This is a genomic window from Curtobacterium sp. MCPF17_011 (assembly GCF_003234145.1).
Taxonomy (GTDB): domain Bacteria; phylum Actinomycetota; class Actinomycetes; order Actinomycetales; family Microbacteriaceae; genus Curtobacterium.
In genome coordinates this window covers 60105-77557 of the sequence record NZ_QKSK01000006.1, presented here as the reverse complement: position 1 = coordinate 77557, position 17453 = coordinate 60105, and the positions used below count along the sequence as shown (strand labels likewise).

The window sequence follows — 17453 nt, the reverse complement described above, 5'->3', positions numbered from 1 at the left end:
CGAGGAGGTGCCCCTGTGTTCACCGTCCTCGTCGCGTTCGGCGTCATCGCACTCGTCGTCCCCGCACTCACTCCCCTGCTGGGGCGTCGCGTCTTCTTCGTCGCCGCCCTCGCCCCCACCGCGGCCGCGGTCCTCACGCTGACCCAGACCGCTCCGGCACTCGGCGACGGCGTCATGGAACGCGTGCGCTGGATCCCACAGCTCGCGCTCGACCTGGCGTTCCGGGTGGACGCCCTGTCGTGGGTGCTCGCCCTCGTGGTCAGCGTGGTCGGCGCGCTCGTGCTCGTCTACTGCGCCTCGTACTTCTCCGACGACGAGCCCGGGCTCGGCCGGTTCGCCGGCGTCCTCACCGCCTTCGCCGGGTCGATGTACGGCCTGGTGATCGCGGACGACGTCATCGTGCTCTTCGTCCTGTGGGAGGCCACGACGGTCTTCTCCTACCTGCTCATCGGGCACGATTCCGTGAAGCGGGCCAGCCGGGCCGCGGCCATGCAGGCCCTCGTCGTCACCACGGCCGGTGGGCTCGCGATGCTCGCCGGCCTCGTCGTGATCTCGGTCGCCGCCGGCACCACGTCACTGTCCGGGATCATCACCACTCCCCCGACCGGCACCGCCGTCTCGGTGTCCGTCATGCTCGTCCTGGTCGGTGCGCTGACGAAGTCGGCGATCGTGCCGTTCCACTTCTGGCTGCCCGCCGCGATGGCCGCGCCGACCCCGGTCAGCGCCTACCTGCATGCCGCCGCGATGGTGAAGGCCGGCATCTACCTGGTCGCCCGGCTGGCCCCGGCCTTCGCGCTGCTCGACGGCTGGCGCGAGACGATCACGGTGCTCGGGGTGCTCGGCATGCTCGTCGGCGGGTACCGGGCGCTCCGGCAGACCGACCTCAAGCTGCTGCTCGCGTACGGCACGGTCGCCCAGCTCGGGTTCCTGGTGCTCGCCGCCGGATGGGGCGTACCGGAGATCGCCCTCGGTGGGGTGGTGCTGCTCGTCGCCCACGCCACGTTCAAGTCGACGCTGTTCCTGGTCGTCGGCACGGTCGACCACGTCGCCGGGACCCGGGACCTCTGGAAGCTCAGCGGTGTCGGACGCCGTCTGCCCGGGCTCGCCGCCGTCGCGGTGCTCGCGCTGGCGTCGATGGCCGGCATCCCGCCGTTCATCGGCTTCGTCGCGAAGGAGGTCGTGCTCGGCGGCTTCCTCGAGGAACTGCGCGGAACCGACGCCGGGTGGGGCTGGGTCGCACTCGTCGGTGTCACGATCGGTTCGGTCCTGACCGTCGCCTACTCGTGCCGCTTCTTCTGGGGGACCTTCGCCCGCAAGTCCGGGGTCGCCCAGACCGACCCGCACGCGCTGCACGGGCTCTGGGTCGTTCCCACGGTGCTCGGCGTCGCGGGGCTCGTCCTCGGGCTCGCGACCCCGTTCGTCGCGCACGGCTTCGAGTCCGCCGCCACGGCCGCGCGGCACGGTACCGGCGAGGTCCCGCACCTGGCGCTCTGGCACGGGTTCGAGCCGGTGCTCGGCATCTCCGCCCTGACCCTGGTCGGCGGTGGCCTCCTGTTCCTGCTCCGCGCCCGGGTCGAGGCCGTGCAACACCGCCTGGCCGGCTCACCCTCGGCGTCCGCGAACTACCGACGGATGATGCGCGGGCTCGACCGGTTCGCGACCTGGCTGACCGCCAGCCTGCAGCGCGGTTCGCTGCCCTACTACCTGACCGTGATCCTGTCGGTGTTCGTCGCCGGCGCCCTCGCCAACCTGGTCGTCGGAGGCCCCTGGGCCTTCCACATCCGGTTCGCCGACACCTGGGGCCAGCTGCCCGTCGTCGTCGTGATGGCGATGGCCGCGATCGCCGTCCTGGCCGCGAAGACCCGGTTCGCCGCAGCCGTCCTGGTCGGCGTGACCGGGTACGGCACCGCGATCCTGTTCCTGCTGCACGGCGCCGTCGACCTCGCGCTCACCCAGCTCGTCGTCGAGACCGTGACCCTGATCGCGTTCGTCCTCGTGCTGCGTCGCCTGCCCCCGCGCATCGGCACCGCCAACCCGTCGCGCTTCCGGGCGCTCCGGGCACTGTTCGCCGCCCTCGCCGGCCTGACCCTGGCGATCGTGGTCGTCGTCGCCGCGTCAGCCCGCACCGCCGAGCCGCTCTGGCCCGACCTGCCGGCGCTGACCAGCTCCTTCGGGCACGGCCTCAACGTCGTCAACGTCGCCCTCGTCGACCTGCGCGGCTGGGACACCCTGGGCGAGCTGACCGTCGTCGTGGCCGCGGCGACCGGTGTCGCGAGCCTGATCTTCGTGCGGTCGCGGGAAGACACCCTGCCGCGACTCCGGGACATGCCGGCCTCGGTCGCGAGCGGTGACGACCGGGCCGACGGCGAGCCGCGGGCCTGGCTGCCGACGAGCGCCGCGATCCCGACCGGACGCTCGGCACTGCTCGACATCGTCGTCCGCCTGCTGTTCCACGGGCTCGTCGTGCTGTCGGTCTACCTGCTCTTCGCCGGACACAACTCGGCCGGTGGTGGCTTCGCGGGCGGTCTCGTCGCCGGTGTCGCCCTCGCCGCCCGGTACCTGGCCGGGGGCCCGGCGGAACTCGGGGCCGCGGCACCGATCCGCGCCGGGCGACTGCTCGGCCTCGGGGTCGCCACGGCCGGCATCACCGCGATCACGCCGATGTTCTTCGGCAAGGACGCCCTGTACTCCGAGTTCTTCGAGGCCACCGTCCCGGTCCTCGGCCACGTCGAGTTCGTCACCGCCACGTTCTTCGACATCGGCGTGTACCTGGTCGTCGTCGGACTCGTGCTCGACGTGCTCCGCTCGCTCGGGGCCGAGGTCGACCGACAGCGCCTCGAGGACCGACGCGTCCCCACCGCCGACACCCAGGAGGGACCCGCATGACCGTCACCCTCGTCCTCGTCATCGCGATGGCCGTGCTGTTCTCGTGCGGCGTCTACCTGCTCCTCGAACGCTCCCTGACCCGGATGCTGCTCGGGTTCCTGCTCCTCGGCAACTCCCTGAACCTGCTGCTGCTGACGATGTCCGGCGCGGCCGGTGACCCGCCGATCGGCAAGTCCGCCGAGGGGATCACGGACCCGCTGCCCCAGGCGTTCGCCCTCACCGCGATCGTCATCACCTTCGCGGTCAGCGCGTTCCTGCTGGCCCTCATCCACCGCTCCTGGCGGCTGTCGCGTGCGGACGAGGTCGAGGTGGACGAGGCCGACGTCGCGATCCGCACCGACCGCGCCGACCCCGCCGACGACGACCCCGAGCTCGCCGAGGACGACAGCCCCCGACGGTACGACCCGAAGTCCCCCGAGGACGCGGACGACCCGCACGAAACGGCCCCACACGCGACCGAGAGCAGGCCCGCACCGTGACCTCCCTCGTCCCGCTCCTGGTCCTCGTCCCGCTCCTCGGCGCCGCCGTCGCCCTCGGACTCCTCCGCCACCAGCAGCTGCAGCGCGCCATCACGGTCGCGGTGCTCGTCATCGCGGTCGCGGTCGCCGTCACGCTCATGGTCCTGGTCGACCGGCACGGCACCATCGTCGTGCAGGTCGGCGGCTGGCAGGCCCCGTACGGCATCTCACTGGTCGTCGACCGGCTGAGCGCCCTGCTCCTGACGGTGTCGAGTTCGGTGCTGCTCGTCGTCCTGCTGTTCTCCATCGGGCAGGGCCTGGCCGACGACGACGAGGACGCCCCGGTCACGATCTTCTACCCGACCTACCTGGTGCTGGCGGCGGGCGTGCTCGACTCGTTCATCGCCGGCGACCTGTTCAACCTGTACGTGGCGTTCGAGATGCTCCTGGTGGCGAGCTACGTGCTCATCACCGTCGGCGGCAGTGTGCAGCGGGTCCGCGCCGGAACCACCTACATCGTGACGAGCCTGATCGCGTCGTCGATCTTCCTCGCCGCCATCGGCCTGGTCTACGGCGCGACCGGCACCGTGAACATCGCTCAGATCAGCGAGCGGATGGCCGACCTGCCGGAGCACGTGCAACTGCTGCTGCACACGATGCTGCTCATCGGATTCGGCATCAAGGCGGCCGTGTTCCCACTGGCGTTCTGGCTGCCGGATTCGTACCCGACCGCCCCCGCACCGGTCACCGCGGTGTTCGCGGGTCTGCTCACGAAGGTCGGCATCTACGCGATCATCCGACTCGAGACGATCATCTTCCCGAGACCCCAACTGAACTCGGTCCTGCTCGTGGTGGCGGTGCTGACGATGGTGGTCGGGGTGCTCGGCGCGGTGTCGCAGACCGACGTGAAACGACTGCTGTCCTTCACGCTCATCAGCCACATCGGCTTCATGGTGATGGGCATCGGCCTCGGGTCGGTGGCCGGCACCGCCGCGGCGGTCTTCTACACGGTGCACCACATCGTCGTGCAGACCACCCTGTTCCTCGTCTCCGGCCTCATGGAGCGGGTCGGCGGCACGACCTCGACGCGCTCCCTCGGCGGCCTCCTCAAGGCGGCGCCCCTGCTCGCCGCGCTGTACCTGATCCCGGCGTTCAACCTCGGCGGCATCCCGCCGTTCTCCGGCTTCATCGGCAAGCTCGGCCTGTTCCGGGCCGCGGCCGAGGACGGCTCGCCACTCGCGTACGTGACGATCGGCGCCGGGGTCGTGACGAGCCTCCTGACCCTGTACGCGCTGATGCGCGTCTGGGATGCGGCCTTCTGGCGCCCCGAGCCCGCCGCCGAGGCCGCCGCCCCGCACGCCAGTGTCGCCGAGCCGCACGAGCACCTGCGTGCGCCGGAACCCGCGCCGGTCACGGTCCCCGAGACGGAGACCGAGGGCCGGACAGGAGGCCCGTCCGACACCGGTGCGTCGGCTGCGGTCGTCCGCGCCCCGGCCGGCGACGGCTCGGTCGCGACGCTCGACGACCCGACGCGGTCGGACGCCCACGACCACGGCGACGCACCGTCGACCGAGCACGCCCGGGCGAAGCTGCCACCGATGCTCGTCGTCGTGACCACCATCGCCGTCCTCGGGTCGGTCGCCCTCACCGTCCTCGCCGGGCCGCTCTACGGGTACGCGACCCGCGCCGCCGAGTCCCTCGAGTCGCCCGACCGCTACGTGCAGGCCGTGCTCGGGGGTGAGGCGCGATGACCGACGTCCGACGCTTCACGAACGCCCGCCGGATGGCGCTGGCGTGGCGCTACGACGTGCCACTCGTCACCGGGCTCACGGTGCTGTGGGCGCTGCTCTGGGGGAACTGGACACCGCTCACGTTGCTCTGCGGCGTCGTCGTCGCGCTGCTCGTCACCCAGTCGCTGCCGCTGCCGCCGGTCCCGCTGTCGGCACGGTTCTCGATCGTGCACGTCGTCTGGTTCCTGCTCGTCTGGGCGGGGTACGTCGTGCTCGCGTCGTTCCGGGTCGCCTGGGTCGCGGTCCGGCCACGAGGGGTCCGGACGAGCTCGATCGTCCTCGTCCAACTGCACACCACGTCGGAGATGACCTTCACGCTGTCCACCATCGCGATCTCACTCGTCCCCGGCTCCTACGTCATCGACGAGGACCTGCGCCGCCGACGCCTGCTCCTCCACGTGCTCGACACCGAGCGCATCGAGCAGGTGGACGCCGCCCGACGCGAAGCGCACCGGATCGAGGCGCTCGTGATCCGTGCGATCGGCTCAGCGCAGGACGTCTCCGAGCTGTCCGAACCGCTGCCCGAGGTGGTCCGGTGAGCGCCGCCGTCGTCGTCATGGCGGTCGGGATCGCCCTGGTCCTGGCGTTGCTCGGCGCGACCCTGGTCCTCGCGGTCGGCCGGATCGTCCGCGGCCCCACCATCCTCGACCGGATGATCGGGTCCGACATGGTGCTCACCACCGTCCTGCTCGTGATCGCCGCGTCGATCGTCGTCCGCCAGGACGCGAGTGCCGTGCCGGTGCTCGTCGTGATCGCCGCGACGAGCGTCTTCGCGACCGTCGCCGTCGCGCGCGCGGTCACCCCGTCGACCGACCCGGACGACGAGGGCATGGACGCGACCACCCCGGAGCACGCCGTGCAGGCAGCAGACGGAGAGGCCGCGGTCGGCGGTCAGGACGAGCCCGATCACAGCGCGGGAGGGCAGCGATGACCGAGATGACGGACATGCTCCAGGCATTCCTCGACGACGCCGGCATCCGGGCGTGGATCGCCCTCGCGCTGCTGCTCGTCGGGGCTGCGCTGTCGCTCGGCGCGGCGATCGGCATCGTCCGGTTCCCCGACCCGCTGGTCCGACTGCACGCGATGTCGAAGCCGCAGGTCCTCGGTCTCGCCTGCTGCCTGGCGGCTGTCGTCGTCGCGGTGTGGATCTGGTCCGTGCTGTGGATGGTGATCCCGGCGATGGTGTTCCAGCTCGCACTCGTGCCGGTGTCGACGCACATGATCGCCCGCGCTGGACTGCGCTCGGGCGACTACCGGCACGAGGACCTGCTGGTCGACGACACCGAGACGTGACAGATCACGTCGAAGGCCTCCCGGCTCCCACTCGACGCGGTCCGTCCCACCCCCCCGGATGGCCAGGGGGTCGATGCCCAGCCCGCACGCTGTTCCAGGACCCTCGCGATGAGTGTGATGAGGGGCATGACAACCACCACGGCAACCGCCCCTCCCCAGGTCGACAGCGACACCGCCCTCGCGCTGCTCGACGTCACACGCACACACGGCACCGGTGAAGCCAGTGTCACCGCACTGCGGAACGTCACCCTCGAACTGCCGAAGGGCACGTGGACCGCGATCATGGGCCCTTCCGGCTCGGGGAAGTCCACGCTCCTGCAGATCGCCGCCGGCCTCGACCGGGCCGATTCCGGTCGGGTGGTCCTCGGCGGGACGGACATCACCGAGGCAGACGACCACGAGCGCACGCTGTTGCGCCGGAACCGCATCGGCTTCGTGTTCCAGACGTTCAACCTCATCGCATCACTCACAGCCGAACAGAACGTCGCCCTGCCTCTGGAGTTGGCGGGACGACGCCCGTCGCGGCAGATGATCCGCGACGCTCTCACACGGGTCGGCCTCGGCGAGCGAGCGGGTCACCGGCCACGGGAGTTGTCCGGAGGTCAGCAGCAGCGTGTCGCGATCGCCCGTGCGATGATCACCGCACCCGAGGTCCTGTTCGCGGATGAGCCGACCGGTGCTCTCGACTCCGGTGCCGCGCGGGTGGTCCTCGCCATGATGCGTGAGATGACCGACGCGGGACAGACCATCCTGATGGTCACCCACGATCCTGCCGCTGCCGCTGCCGCTGACTCGACGGTGTTCCTCCGTGACGGGCGCTTGGTCGACTCCCTCGTGGGCGCCGACGCATCGGCGATCGCGAGCCGCCTCGTGTCCCTGGAGACGGGACGATGAACGGGATCGCGTTGCGAGGCTTCCGCGAGCGCTGGCAGACCTACGTCGGCGCGGTCGTGACCGTTGCGCTCGGTGTCGGACTCGTCCAGGCGTCCTTGCTGCTCCTGCTGTCCGTCCTCGGCATGCAGCCTCCTGCTGGCGCTGACGCGCTGACCCAGGCACGGTTCGACGGCAGCACCATCGTCGCGGTGACCGTGGTCTCGGTCACCCTGGGCTTCGCCGCATTCCTGGCTGTCTTCATCATCGCCTCCACGTTCGCCTTCTCGGTGGACGAGCGACGACGAGATCTCGCTCTCCTGCGGATCGTCGGTGCCGAGGTCGGGCAAGTGCGACGGATGCTCCGGGGCGAGGCACTCATCCTCGGTCTCCTGGGAGCCGCCATCGGTGTCCCGGCCGGCGTCGGGCTGATGCAGATCGAGACGCGCATGCTCGTCGATGCCGGGTTCGTGCCGCAGGGGTTCGCCCCGGTCTGGCAGGTGTGGATCGTCCCCGCGTCCTTGGCGTTCGGTGTCGGTCTCGCGTTCGCAGGAGTCACCGTCGCTGCACGCCGCGCCGCCCGTATCGAACCCTTGGACGCCGTCCGGGCGGTGGGTGCAGCAGCACGACCGATGACGAGAGCACGATGGACCGCAGGACTCGGGTTCTCCGCGGCGACCGTCGCCCTGGTGGTGCTGGCACCCGCCGGCGGCCTCGCAGGAGGGCAGGCGATGGCCATGTCCGCCGGCATCACCGCCGCCCTCGCGATCACGATGACGGCTCCCGCGCTCGTGCCGGTCGTGGCCACGATCCTCCCCCGCCCTCGCTCGGCCGTCGGTGTCCTCGCCTTCGCGAACCTCCGGGACGCCCGGAGCAGGTCAGCGTCCACGGCCACACCTCTCATCGTCCTGCTGGCGCTGGTCCTGAGCCAGCCGATCGCGATGTCGTCCTTCACCGACGCGGCGACCGCGCAGATCGCGCGCGGCACGCACGCCGACCTGGTGCTGGAGAGCAGCGGCTCGCTCGCGACAGACCCGGGGACGATCCCGGGGGTGGTGAGCGCGTCCACCGAGTGGACGGTGCCGGTGCGGATCCAGCCGTCCGGGTCATCGATCTCGGGCATGCCGGAAGACCTGGCGGGCACCGCCCTGCCGATCACGACCGAAGCCCTCGTGATGGACCCCGGGACGTTCGCCACCGCACATCCCGGAGCTCGGGAGGCACTCCAGGACCTCGGCCGTACCGCTGCTGCACCCGGACCTGGTGCCGCGGGGCTGGGACTGGGAGATGCAGGAACGGTCAGCATCGGCGACCGTCACCTCGGGTCGGTCCGGTTCGGCACTCCGGTTCCAGCAGGCAGCGCTGGGCAGGTCGGGATCGTCGTACGACGGGACTTCGTGCCGGCGGACATCCTCGAGGCCAGCCCGGCCACCACCTTCGTGGAGATCCGGTCCGGAGCGGATCGTCGTGCAGTCAGTGCTGCGCTCGCTGACCTCGGCTCGGTGACCGACATGCGCACGTGGGTCACGGAAACCGGCTCCGCTGGTCAGGACCAGAACGCGCAGGTCCTGGTCGTCGTCATGGCCGTCGGTGCCCTGTACGCGGTCATCGGCATCCTCAACGCAGTCGCCATCGCCGCGTCAGGCCGACGCCAGGAGTTCGCGGTTGCGCGAGCGAGCGGCATGACCCGAGCCCAGGTCCTGACAGCGGCAGCTCTCGAGACGCTCCTGGTCGCCGGATCGGCCGTGGGCTTGGCCCTCACTGCGAGCGTGATGACGGTGTTCGCCGTGCTCATGGGAACAGCGCAGGCCACCGGAGCAGCGACGCTGGACATCCCGTGGCCACTCGTGATCGCGGCGGGTGCGGGAGGTCTCGTCCTGACCGGAGTCGCTGGGCTGGTCGCCGCGGCCGTCGCAACCCGGCAGCAGCCCGCCGCACTCCTGTCGGCGCGAGGATGAGTGCATGACGAACCGACCACAGCCGTACGTCAGCGAATGGCAGAGTGCACCCCGACGCGCCTGGTACCTCATCACGGCGCTCCCGGTCGACCTCGTCGGCTTCGTTGTCGTGGTACCGCTGCTGTGCCTGGGACTCGGACTGAGCATCGTGTGGGTCGGGCTGCCGCTGCTCGCGCAGACGGTCCGGCTCGGCGGGCTCCTGGGGACCGTCGCGCGCCGCCGCGCCGCACAGGTCGGCTCCGTTCCGAGTCCCCCGGACTGGACGATCGGCACCGCTTCCCCGCGGGGAGGAACCGCGACGGGGCCGTGGCTGCGCATCACCGCACCGCTCGGCGACACCCGGAACTGGGCGTACACGGCTCACACGCTGGCGACCTTCCCGCTGGCCGTCGCCACATGGGTGGCGACGGTCGCGTGGGGCGCCACCGCCATCGGTGCTGTCACGTTCCCCGCGTGGGGCGGGCTGGTCACCCAGCAGGACGACGTCTGGCTCGCACGGGTGGCTGCCGGCATCGGCGACAGCGGTCAGTGGACGGGGCTCGTCGTGCGCCCGGTCGTCATGGTCCTCTGGGGGCTCGCCCTCGTCGTGACGTTCCCCCTCGTCCTGCACGTCCTGACGGCGGCGCACCTACGCCTCGCCGCGCTCCTGCTCGGCGAACGGGAGAACGCCCGGCTCCTGCGCGGCGCCCAACGCGCCGAATCCGGTCGTCGTGCTGCCCTCCTGGCCGAGGACGCCTCACTCCGTCGACTGGAACGGGACATCCACGACGGCCCGCAGCAGCAACTCCTCCGACTGCAGTACGACCTCGCCATCGCCCTCCGCCGCCTCCCGGACGACACCCCTGCAGCGCAACGACTGGTCGCCGAGTCGCTCGAACGCGCGAAAGCGGTGCTCGAGACGATCCGGAACCTCTCGCGCGGACTCGCCCCACCGATCCTCCAAGACCGTGGTCTCGCAGCCGCGATCCGGTCCCTCGCGGACGACAGCGTGGTACCGACGACAGCCGAGGTCCGCCTCGACGACGCGGGCCCCGGTCTCGGGGCAATCGAGAGGAGCGCGTACGCGATCCTCTCCGAACTCGTCACCAACGTCGCCAAGCACGCCGATGCCAGGGCCGTGGAGCTCCGAGCAGTTGCAGGGTCGGACGGGAACCTCGAGCTCGAGGTCCGTGACGACGGCCACGGCGGCGCGCTGATGGACGAGGGGCACGGGCTCAGCGGCCTGCGTGCTCGCGTCGAAGGCCTGCAGGGAGCCCTCTCCATCAGCAGCCCTCCGGGAGGCCCGACCAAGGTCCTCGTCACGATCCCGATCCCGCAGGATGCCGACCCGGACGAGACCCCTACCCTGGCGTCGTGACCCTCGGACAAGAACCACCTCCCCACCAGTTGCGCCTCGTCCTCGCGGAAGACTCGCTCCTGCTCCGGGAAGGCACCGTCCGTCTGTTCGAAGAGGCCGGGTTCGCCGTTGCCGGCTCGTACGGGGACGCGGACAGCCTCCTCGCCGATCTCGGGACGGTCCGGCCCGACGTTGCCGTCCTCGACGTCCGGATGCCACCCACGTTCCGCGATGAAGGTCTCCGGGCTGCGGTACGGATCCGGACCGAGCACCCCGAGGTGGCCGTGTTGCTGCTCAGCCAGTACGCAGAACTGGATTACGCCCGGGAACTCCTCGCCACCGGAGAACACCACATCGGGTACCTCCTGAAGGACCGCATCTCCTCGATCGACGAACTCAAGGCGGACGTCGTCCGGGTCGCCCGTGGCGGTCTGGTCCTCGACCCACAGATCGTCCAGCGCCTCTTCACCCGACGCACCGATCCGATCGAACGCCTGACTCCGCGCGAACGGGACGTCCTCCGCCTCATCGCGGAGGGGCACACCAACCAGGCGATCGCGCATCGGCTCGGGCTCGCGATCGCCTCCGTCGAGAAGCACATCGGCTCCATCTTCGCCAAGCTGGATCTCGAGCCGACCCCCGACGGGCATCGTCGGGTGCTCGCCGTCCTCGCGTGGCTCCGAGCAGGAGGAGTGTGAACGAGGACGCCTCGAACGAGGTCACAGCGCTGCCCGAAGGGAATCCCGGATGACTCCACCGACCGAACGCTTCACGATCGTCCGCAGCAGCCGCAGCGACTGGCAGCAGTTCCGTGACCTACGCCTCCGGATGCTCGCGGACACGCCGCTCGCCTTCCTCGAGACCCTCGAGGGAGCTCAGCAGGTCGGTGACGACGAGTGGCGTCGACGTGCCGGCGGTGGAGCCGACAACGGAACGGCGTGGTTCGTCGCCGTCGACACGTCGACCGGCACGTGGGCCGGGATCATGGGCGGTCGCATCGAGAACGAAGCGCCCCTCCTGATCGGCGTCTTCGTGGATCCCGACTCACGAGGCCGGGACGTCGGCGTCACGGACGCGCTCCTCGACGCGGTGGAGGACTGGGCACGTGAGCGGGGCCAGCAGCTCTTCCTGCACGTGCACGAGGACAACCCGCGAGCCATCGGCTTCTACCGCCGTCGGGGATTCACGCCGACCGGTCGGCGATTGCCCTACCCGTTGCCGCCCGCCGGCGAGGAACTGGAGCTCGTGAAGAGTCTGCAGTGAACCGTGATGGACGGTCTCCGCGCCGATGCACATCGGACGGCCACCGGAGGCGTCGACCCTGAGCCGCACGTCCGACGATGGCGCCGCGGTCGTCAGCGCACCGCTTCCCGGCGGGACAGCACCAGGTTGGCGAAGCCCGCCAGCACGACGATCGCGGCCGAGATCGCCGGGAACGCCATCGCGGCCGGGGTGCCGGCACGCTCGGCGACCTCACCGACGACCGCACTCGCGATCGACTGCCCGACGATGACCGCCGAGCCGAGGATCGTCATGGTCGTCGCCGAACGGCCCACCGGCGACCGATCCGAGCCCAGGCTGTACTGGGTGACGAGGGTGGGGCCGATGCCGATCCCCATCACGGCGAGGACGATCCCGACCGCCAGCACGGAGTCCGCGGTGGCGAAGACGATCGCCGACCCGAGCAGCAGGACGCCGAAGAGCAGCCACCGCCAACCGAGCCGGAAGGCCCGCGGGAACGCCGCCGAGCCGAGCGCGAGCCCGGCCGAGCCGATGCCCATCAGGCCGTAGAGCAACCCGGCTCGCGACGACCCGCCGTGGTCGGCCATGAACGCGGTCAGCGCGGTCAGCGTCGACCCGAAGAAGAACCCGATGCCGAGGATGCCGACGACGACCACCACCAGTCGGGGCCGCAGGAGCTGCCGGGCCGGCGCCGGACGCGGGTCGGACGCATGCCCGAGGGTCAGGCGACCGGTCGGGTGCAGGGCGAACGCGGTGACGAACACGAACGTCAGGACCGAGGCACCGGCGACGGCGACCCACGGCGCGATGGCGCTCGCGAGGACGCCGACCAGGAACGGTCCGACGATGAAGACGGTCTCGTCCGCGGCGGACTCGTACGCCATGGTGCCGCTGAGGACCCGCTCGTGCCGCTTCGGTTCCATCCGGTTCCGGATGATGGCGACGAGCCGGGTGCGGGACATCGGCGCGACCTGCGGGGCGCTCGCGCCGATGAGGAACGACATCGCCAGGACGGCCAGGTCCGGGGCGCTGCTCTGGACGACGAACGGCAGCGCGCCGAGCAGGACCGCGTTGGCCAGGCCGACGGGCACGAGCACGGCGCGCTGCCCGTACTTGTCCGCGGCGGCGCCGACGAGCGGCCCGAACAACGCCGAGCCGATGCCGACCGAGGCCGAGTTGATGCCACCGAGGGCGACCGAGTCGCGCGCGGCGACGACGAGCGTCAGCACGCCGACGACCATCATCGCGAACGGCAGTCGCGCCACGAAGGCGATGGGGAAGTAGGACCGCCCGGCGAGGGCGATCAGGGAAGCGCCGGAGGAACGCGCCTGGAGCATGGTGGGGGTGTGCCTTCTCGGCCCACGTGTGGAGCGGACCCATCGGGTGCCGCCGCTGTCCGCCGGGGTGCCGGCGTCCGGTAGATACACGGTTGTTACTGGTTTGCCCGTCCACTGTACCTGCCGGACGGGAGGCTCACCCAGGGTCGGCACCGAGCCTCCCGTCCGGCGCTCCTCCGTCAGAGCGAGCGCAGCCGTCAGCCGCGGCGGCCGGCGCGAGCCGCGAAGGCGTCGAGGGCGCGGAGGACATCGTCACTGCGGTAGACCCGCGAACGCAGCGAGTACTCGGACTTCGCCTGCAGCACGCCGGCCACGATGAGGGTGTCGAGGGCCCGGTAGACGTTCACGGACGGCCCGAGCTCGACTCCCAGTGTCGCCGCGGTGACGACCGGCTGACGGGCGATCACCTCGAGGACGCGCCACACTGCGGAATCGCTCCGGGACCGGACCGTCTCCCGCCAGCGCTCACGCACCGCGTGCACCTCGTCCACCAGGACCGTGGCGTTGTGCACCGCTCGGAAGCACGCTTCGGCGGTGGCGAGGACGATCGCCTCGACGTCACCCGCGCGGTACGAGTCGAGGGCTGCGTGGTACCCAGCGGTGTTGGTCAACAGGCCGGCGGAGACGGGGATGGTCACGTTCCTCGTCAGTCCGGTTCCGCGGAACATCGCCTGCATCAGCGCCCGCCCGGTCCGGCCGTTGCCGTCGGTGAACGGGTGGATCGTTTCGAACTGCGCGTGCGCGACGGCGATCTGGACGAGCCGTGGTAGGTCGGACCGCCGCGCGAACCGCATGACGTCGTCGATCAGCGCCGGGATGCGGTCGGCTCGGGGCGCGACGAACTCCGCACCCCGAGGACTGTCCGCGGCCCGTCCGATCCAGACCGGTTCGTCCCGCCACGCTCCGGCATCGTGGTGCGGGTCGCCATGGAGGAGCGCGGCGTGCATCGCGAGGACCGTCTCCGGCGTGAGTTCGTCCGCCAGGTCGAGCGCCGCCTGCATCGCACGCGTGTTGGCGACGATCTGTGCAGCGTTCTGCCGCGACGTGTCGCCGAGCTCAGCGGTGAAGACGGCTCGCGCACTCGCGGTCAGGTGTTCGATCTGCGACGAAGCCGCGGCTTCGGAGCGCATCAGGAGCGGCGCGAACGCAGCGATCTCGCCACCGAGGCCCGCATCGAAGCGGACCAGGGCCTCCGTCGCATCGTCGACCACGGCGGCCGTCGCGGACGACATCACCGGGTCGAGGTCGACGATGAGCGGCGGGACGGCAGCGCTGTACGCATGCCCGACGCTGGATCGTCGGCTCGCGGCGACGCCGAATCCGGCGTACCGGGACTCGAACCACAGCTCTTCGGAGTCGACGGCGGGCCATCCCATGTCGTCCTCCTGTCACTGCGTGGGCTTGAGTTCGACACTTAGCCTACCAAGTGTCGAACTCGTGCCCCGCTGGTGACACTTCCGTCGGGCCGGCTCGGGTCAGGAGACCTCGCCGGAGCGGGCCCCCGCCCAGAGGTCGACGTCGGTGATGCCGACCGTGTGCTCGTCGATGGTGCGGAGCTCGTCGTCCGAGAACGTCGTGTTCGCGAGCGCGGCGACGTTGTCCTCGAGCTGCTCCACGCGGGAGGCACCCATCACGAGCGAGGTGACCCGCTCGTCCCGCAGGGCCCAGGCCAGGGCGAGCTGCGCCATCGTCTGGCCGCGCGACTCGGCGACGGCGTTGAGCGCACGGAGGTGTTCGACGACCTCGGGCGTGATCGACGAGGGGTCGAGCGACTTCCCGGCCGCGGCACGCGAGCCCTCGGGCACGCCGTCGAGGTACTTGCGGGTGAGCAGCCCCTGCGCCAGGGCGGTGAACCCGATCACACCGAACCCGAGCTCGCCGGCCGCGTCGAGCAGCCCCTCGGTCTCGATCCAGCGGTTCAGCATCGAGTATGACGGCTGGTGGATGAGGAGCGGCGTACCGAGGTCGCGGAGGATCGCGGCGGCCTGACGGGTGCGGTCCGCGTCGTAGGACGAGATGCCGACGTAGAGCGCCTTGCCCTGCTGGACGGCCGTGTGCAGGGCGCCCATGGTCTCCTCGAGCGGGGTGGAGGCGTCGAGGCGGTGCGAGTAGAAGACGTCGACGTAGTCCAGCCCGGTACGGCGGAGGGACTGGTCGAGCGAGGCGAGGACGTACTTGCGGGAGCCGCCGCCCTGGCCGTAGGGGCCGGGCCACATGTCCCAGCCGGCCTTCGTCGAGACCACCATCTCGTCACGGTACGGCGCGAAGTCCTCGCGCATGAGCTTGCCGAAGTTCAGCTCCGCGGCACCGTAGGGCGGGCCGTAGTTGTTCGCCAGGTCGTGGTGGGTGATGCCGAGGTCGAACGCCCGGCGACTGACCGCTCGCTGGGTCTCGAACGGGACGTCGTCGCCGAAGTTGTGCCAGTAGCCCAGCGAGAGCAGCGGCAGGTCGAGGCCCGAGTGCCCGGTCCGCCGGTAGGTCATCGAGTCGTAGCGGTCGTCGGCAGCGATGTAGGTCATGGACCCGAGCCTGCCACGGCGCTACCGTGGGCTGCACCGACGAGGGAGCACCCATGGCAGCACGCGACGACGCGCCCGAGACCACCTTCACCGCCGAGGAGCGTGCTGCGATGCGCGAGCACGCGGCCGAGGTGAAGGCCAGCCGGAAACGCGGGACGACGAAGGCCGAGAAGGCGGCGCTGGACGCCCAGGCCGTGGTCGACAAGATCGCCGCGATGCCCGAGCCCGACCGGGGTCTGGCCGAACGGATCCACCGGATCGCGCTCGAGGCTGCTCCCGACCTGGCACCGAAGCTCTGGTACGGCATGCCCGCGTACGCGAAGGACGGCGCCGTCGTGTTCTTCTTCCAGGACGCAGGGAAGTTCAAGGCGCGCTACTCGACGCTCGGGTTCCAGGACCCGGCGACGCTGGACGACGGGTCGTTCTGGCCGACCTCGTTCGCGGTGACGCCGGAGTTCTCCGGCGCCGACGAGCAGGCCGTCGCCGAGCTCATCCGTCGCGCGACGGCCTGAGCCCCGCCTCGATCCGCTCGAGCAGGCCGACGGCGGACACCACGGCGGCAGCGTCGATGCCCTGCGCCCCGAGCGCTGTCCGGAGCGCGTCCGCCCACCGGGCCCGCAGCACACCGATGTTCTCGGCCGCGAGCGCCGTCGGGAACAGCTGTGCGGTCCGGGCGTCGTCCGGGTGCCTACGGCGTTCGACCATGCCCTTCGCGACGAGCGACCCGAGCGCGACGCTGAGGTTGCTCCGCCGGAGCGCGGTCGCGTCCGCCGTGGCACTCGGCGTCGTCCCGGGGTTCGTGTCGACCCAGCGCATCACCAGGACCTCGGTACCGGTCAGTGGCACGACGTCGACCGCGCGCGGCCCGGTCGGGTCGAGCTCCCGCGCGACGCTGAGGACGACGTCCGCAAGCCGGGCCAACGCGTCGTCGGAGGTCGGGGAGGTCATCCCCGCACCGTAACCCGCGCCGACGGACAGCCTGCTGGGCGACGGACGGCGCTCAGTGCCGTGCGGTGAGCGCCGGGCGCCGCAGCACGGGGATGCGCGGCATCGCCCAGTCCACCCAGACGAGCCGGGCGGCCGGCGCGACGGCGAGCGCCCACACCACCGACGCGACGGTGTCGGTCGGGTAGTGCACGGCGTCGATGGTGAGCGACAGCACGACCACCACGACGACCACGGTGCCGAGCGTCACCGCGAGGGTGTGCCATCGGGTGTCGCGGAGCACCCACGTCAGGGCGATGACGATGGCGACGATGAAGACGGTGTGCCCGCTCGGGTACGAGGGGTCGGGCTGCGTGGCGAACGGGTGCGGCAGCAGCGACGTGTCCGGGCGGGGGCGCTGGACGAGTTCCTTGACGAGGTCCGATGGCACCCAGGTGATCGCGACCGTCCCGGCGAACGCGGCCGCCGGGCGGACGTCGCGCTGCACGGCCCAGACCACCCCGGTGACGATGATCGTGACGCCGATCGCCGGGGCGGGGCTGATCACGTGGTAGACCGCAGACGTGAACGCCCCGAACCCCCCGGTGTGCAGGGTGTTCAGCGCGTGCGCGAGACCGAAGTCGACGTCGCCGAGGACGAACCCGACGATCGTGATGACGATCACGGTGCCGAGGGCGATCGCGAGCGTCGCGAGCGGGTACGGCGTGCGCACGAGGATGCCGGTCGACGTGCGCTCCCGGCGGGCAGGCGTCAGGGCGGGCGCGTCGGTCATCCGCTCATCCTCCAGCCGGCGCACTGCTGCCGTGCCGAGAGTCCGGC

Annotated in this window: 17 protein-coding genes; 12 read left to right on the top strand and 5 right to left on the bottom strand. The window is 71.1% G+C overall.

What is annotated here, in order from left to right; genetic code table 11:
- Positions 1-15 precede the first annotated feature (15 nt).
- The 11 genes from DEJ25_RS09120 (at position 16) to DEJ25_RS09070 (ending at position 11854) form a co-directional block, all read left to right on the top strand.
- Positions 16-2886, top strand: a complete 2871-nt coding sequence (locus tag DEJ25_RS09120) for a Na+/H+ antiporter subunit A (protein WP_111044483.1) — start codon at positions 16-18, stop codon at positions 2884-2886.
- The gene (locus tag DEJ25_RS09115; RefSeq protein ID WP_110903859.1) at positions 2883-3365 is read left to right on the top strand and encodes a Na(+)/H(+) antiporter subunit C; all 483 of its coding nucleotides are present in this window, start codon (positions 2883-2885) and stop codon (positions 3363-3365) included. Before DEJ25_RS09120 ends, DEJ25_RS09115 begins: the two co-directional genes overlap by 4 nt.
- Positions 3362-5095, top strand: coding sequence for a Na+/H+ antiporter subunit D (locus DEJ25_RS09110; RefSeq protein ID WP_111044482.1), 1734 nt, complete (start codon positions 3362-3364; stop codon positions 5093-5095). The genes DEJ25_RS09115 and DEJ25_RS09110 overlap by 4 nt, the downstream gene beginning before the upstream one ends.
- Complete coding sequence (locus tag DEJ25_RS09105) at positions 5092-5673, top strand: Na+/H+ antiporter subunit E (RefSeq protein WP_111044481.1); 582 nt, start codon at positions 5092-5094, stop codon at positions 5671-5673. The genes DEJ25_RS09110 and DEJ25_RS09105 overlap by 4 nt, the downstream gene beginning before the upstream one ends.
- Positions 5670-6065 carry a sodium:proton antiporter gene (locus tag DEJ25_RS09100; protein WP_181421579.1) on the top strand — a complete coding sequence of 132 codons (396 nt, stop codon included), beginning with the start codon at positions 5670-5672 and terminating at the stop codon, positions 6063-6065. Before DEJ25_RS09105 ends, DEJ25_RS09100 begins: the two co-directional genes overlap by 4 nt.
- A complete protein-coding gene (mnhG, locus tag DEJ25_RS09095) occupies positions 6062-6427 on the top strand; it encodes a monovalent cation/H(+) antiporter subunit G (RefSeq protein ID WP_111044480.1) in 366 nt (121 codons plus the stop codon). The genes DEJ25_RS09100 and mnhG overlap by 4 nt, the downstream gene beginning before the upstream one ends.
- A 126-nt stretch (positions 6428-6553) precedes the next feature.
- Positions 6554-7321, top strand: coding sequence for an ABC transporter ATP-binding protein (locus tag DEJ25_RS09090; RefSeq protein ID WP_220033201.1), 768 nt, complete (start codon positions 6554-6556; stop codon positions 7319-7321).
- On the top strand, positions 7318-9255 hold the full coding sequence (locus tag DEJ25_RS09085; RefSeq protein WP_111044479.1) for an FtsX-like permease family protein: 1938 nt from the start codon (positions 7318-7320) through the stop codon (positions 9253-9255). Before DEJ25_RS09090 ends, DEJ25_RS09085 begins: the two co-directional genes overlap by 4 nt.
- Before the next feature lie 4 nt (positions 9256-9259).
- Entirely contained in the window at positions 9260-10612 is a 1353-nt protein-coding gene (locus tag DEJ25_RS09080) for a sensor histidine kinase (RefSeq protein WP_111044478.1), read from the top strand.
- Entirely contained in the window at positions 10609-11289 is a 681-nt protein-coding gene (locus DEJ25_RS09075; protein ID WP_258366460.1) for a response regulator transcription factor, read from the top strand. Before DEJ25_RS09080 ends, DEJ25_RS09075 begins: the two co-directional genes overlap by 4 nt.
- 49 nt (positions 11290-11338) lie before the next feature.
- A complete protein-coding gene (locus DEJ25_RS09070; RefSeq protein ID WP_110903867.1) occupies positions 11339-11854 on the top strand; it encodes a GNAT family N-acetyltransferase in 516 nt (171 codons plus the stop codon).
- A gap of 92 nt (positions 11855-11946) precedes the next feature.
- On the opposite strand, the gene DEJ25_RS09065 is transcribed toward DEJ25_RS09070, so the two are convergent.
- The 3 genes from DEJ25_RS09065 to mgrA form a co-directional block, all read right to left on the bottom strand.
- Entirely contained in the window at positions 11947-13170 is a 1224-nt protein-coding gene (locus DEJ25_RS09065; protein WP_110903868.1) for an MFS transporter, read from the bottom strand.
- A 197-nt stretch (positions 13171-13367) separates the two neighbouring features.
- Positions 13368-14546, bottom strand: coding sequence for a Fic family protein (locus DEJ25_RS09060; protein WP_220033200.1), 1179 nt, complete (start codon positions 14544-14546; stop codon positions 13368-13370).
- Between the two features lie 99 nt (positions 14547-14645).
- Entirely contained in the window at positions 14646-15689 is a 1044-nt protein-coding gene (gene mgrA, locus DEJ25_RS09055) for an L-glyceraldehyde 3-phosphate reductase (RefSeq protein WP_111044477.1), read from the bottom strand.
- A 53-nt stretch (positions 15690-15742) separates the two neighbouring features.
- On the opposite strand from mgrA, the gene DEJ25_RS09050 reads away from it, so the two are divergent.
- Positions 15743-16201 (top strand): iron chaperone, encoded by a 459-nt coding sequence (locus tag DEJ25_RS09050; RefSeq protein ID WP_110903870.1) that lies wholly within the window; start codon positions 15743-15745, stop codon positions 16199-16201.
- Here the strand turns inward: DEJ25_RS09050 and DEJ25_RS09045 are convergent.
- Together DEJ25_RS09045 and DEJ25_RS09040 are read right to left on the bottom strand one after the other, a co-directional pair.
- On the bottom strand, positions 16179-16637 hold the full coding sequence (locus DEJ25_RS09045) for a MarR family winged helix-turn-helix transcriptional regulator (protein ID WP_111044476.1): 459 nt from the start codon (positions 16635-16637) through the stop codon (positions 16179-16181). The genes DEJ25_RS09050 and DEJ25_RS09045 overlap by 23 nt on opposite strands.
- A gap of 52 nt (positions 16638-16689) precedes the next feature.
- The gene (locus tag DEJ25_RS09040; RefSeq protein WP_111044475.1) at positions 16690-17406 is read right to left on the bottom strand and encodes a phosphatase PAP2 family protein; all 717 of its coding nucleotides are present in this window, start codon (positions 17404-17406) and stop codon (positions 16690-16692) included.
- Positions 17407-17453: the final 47 nt, after the last annotated feature.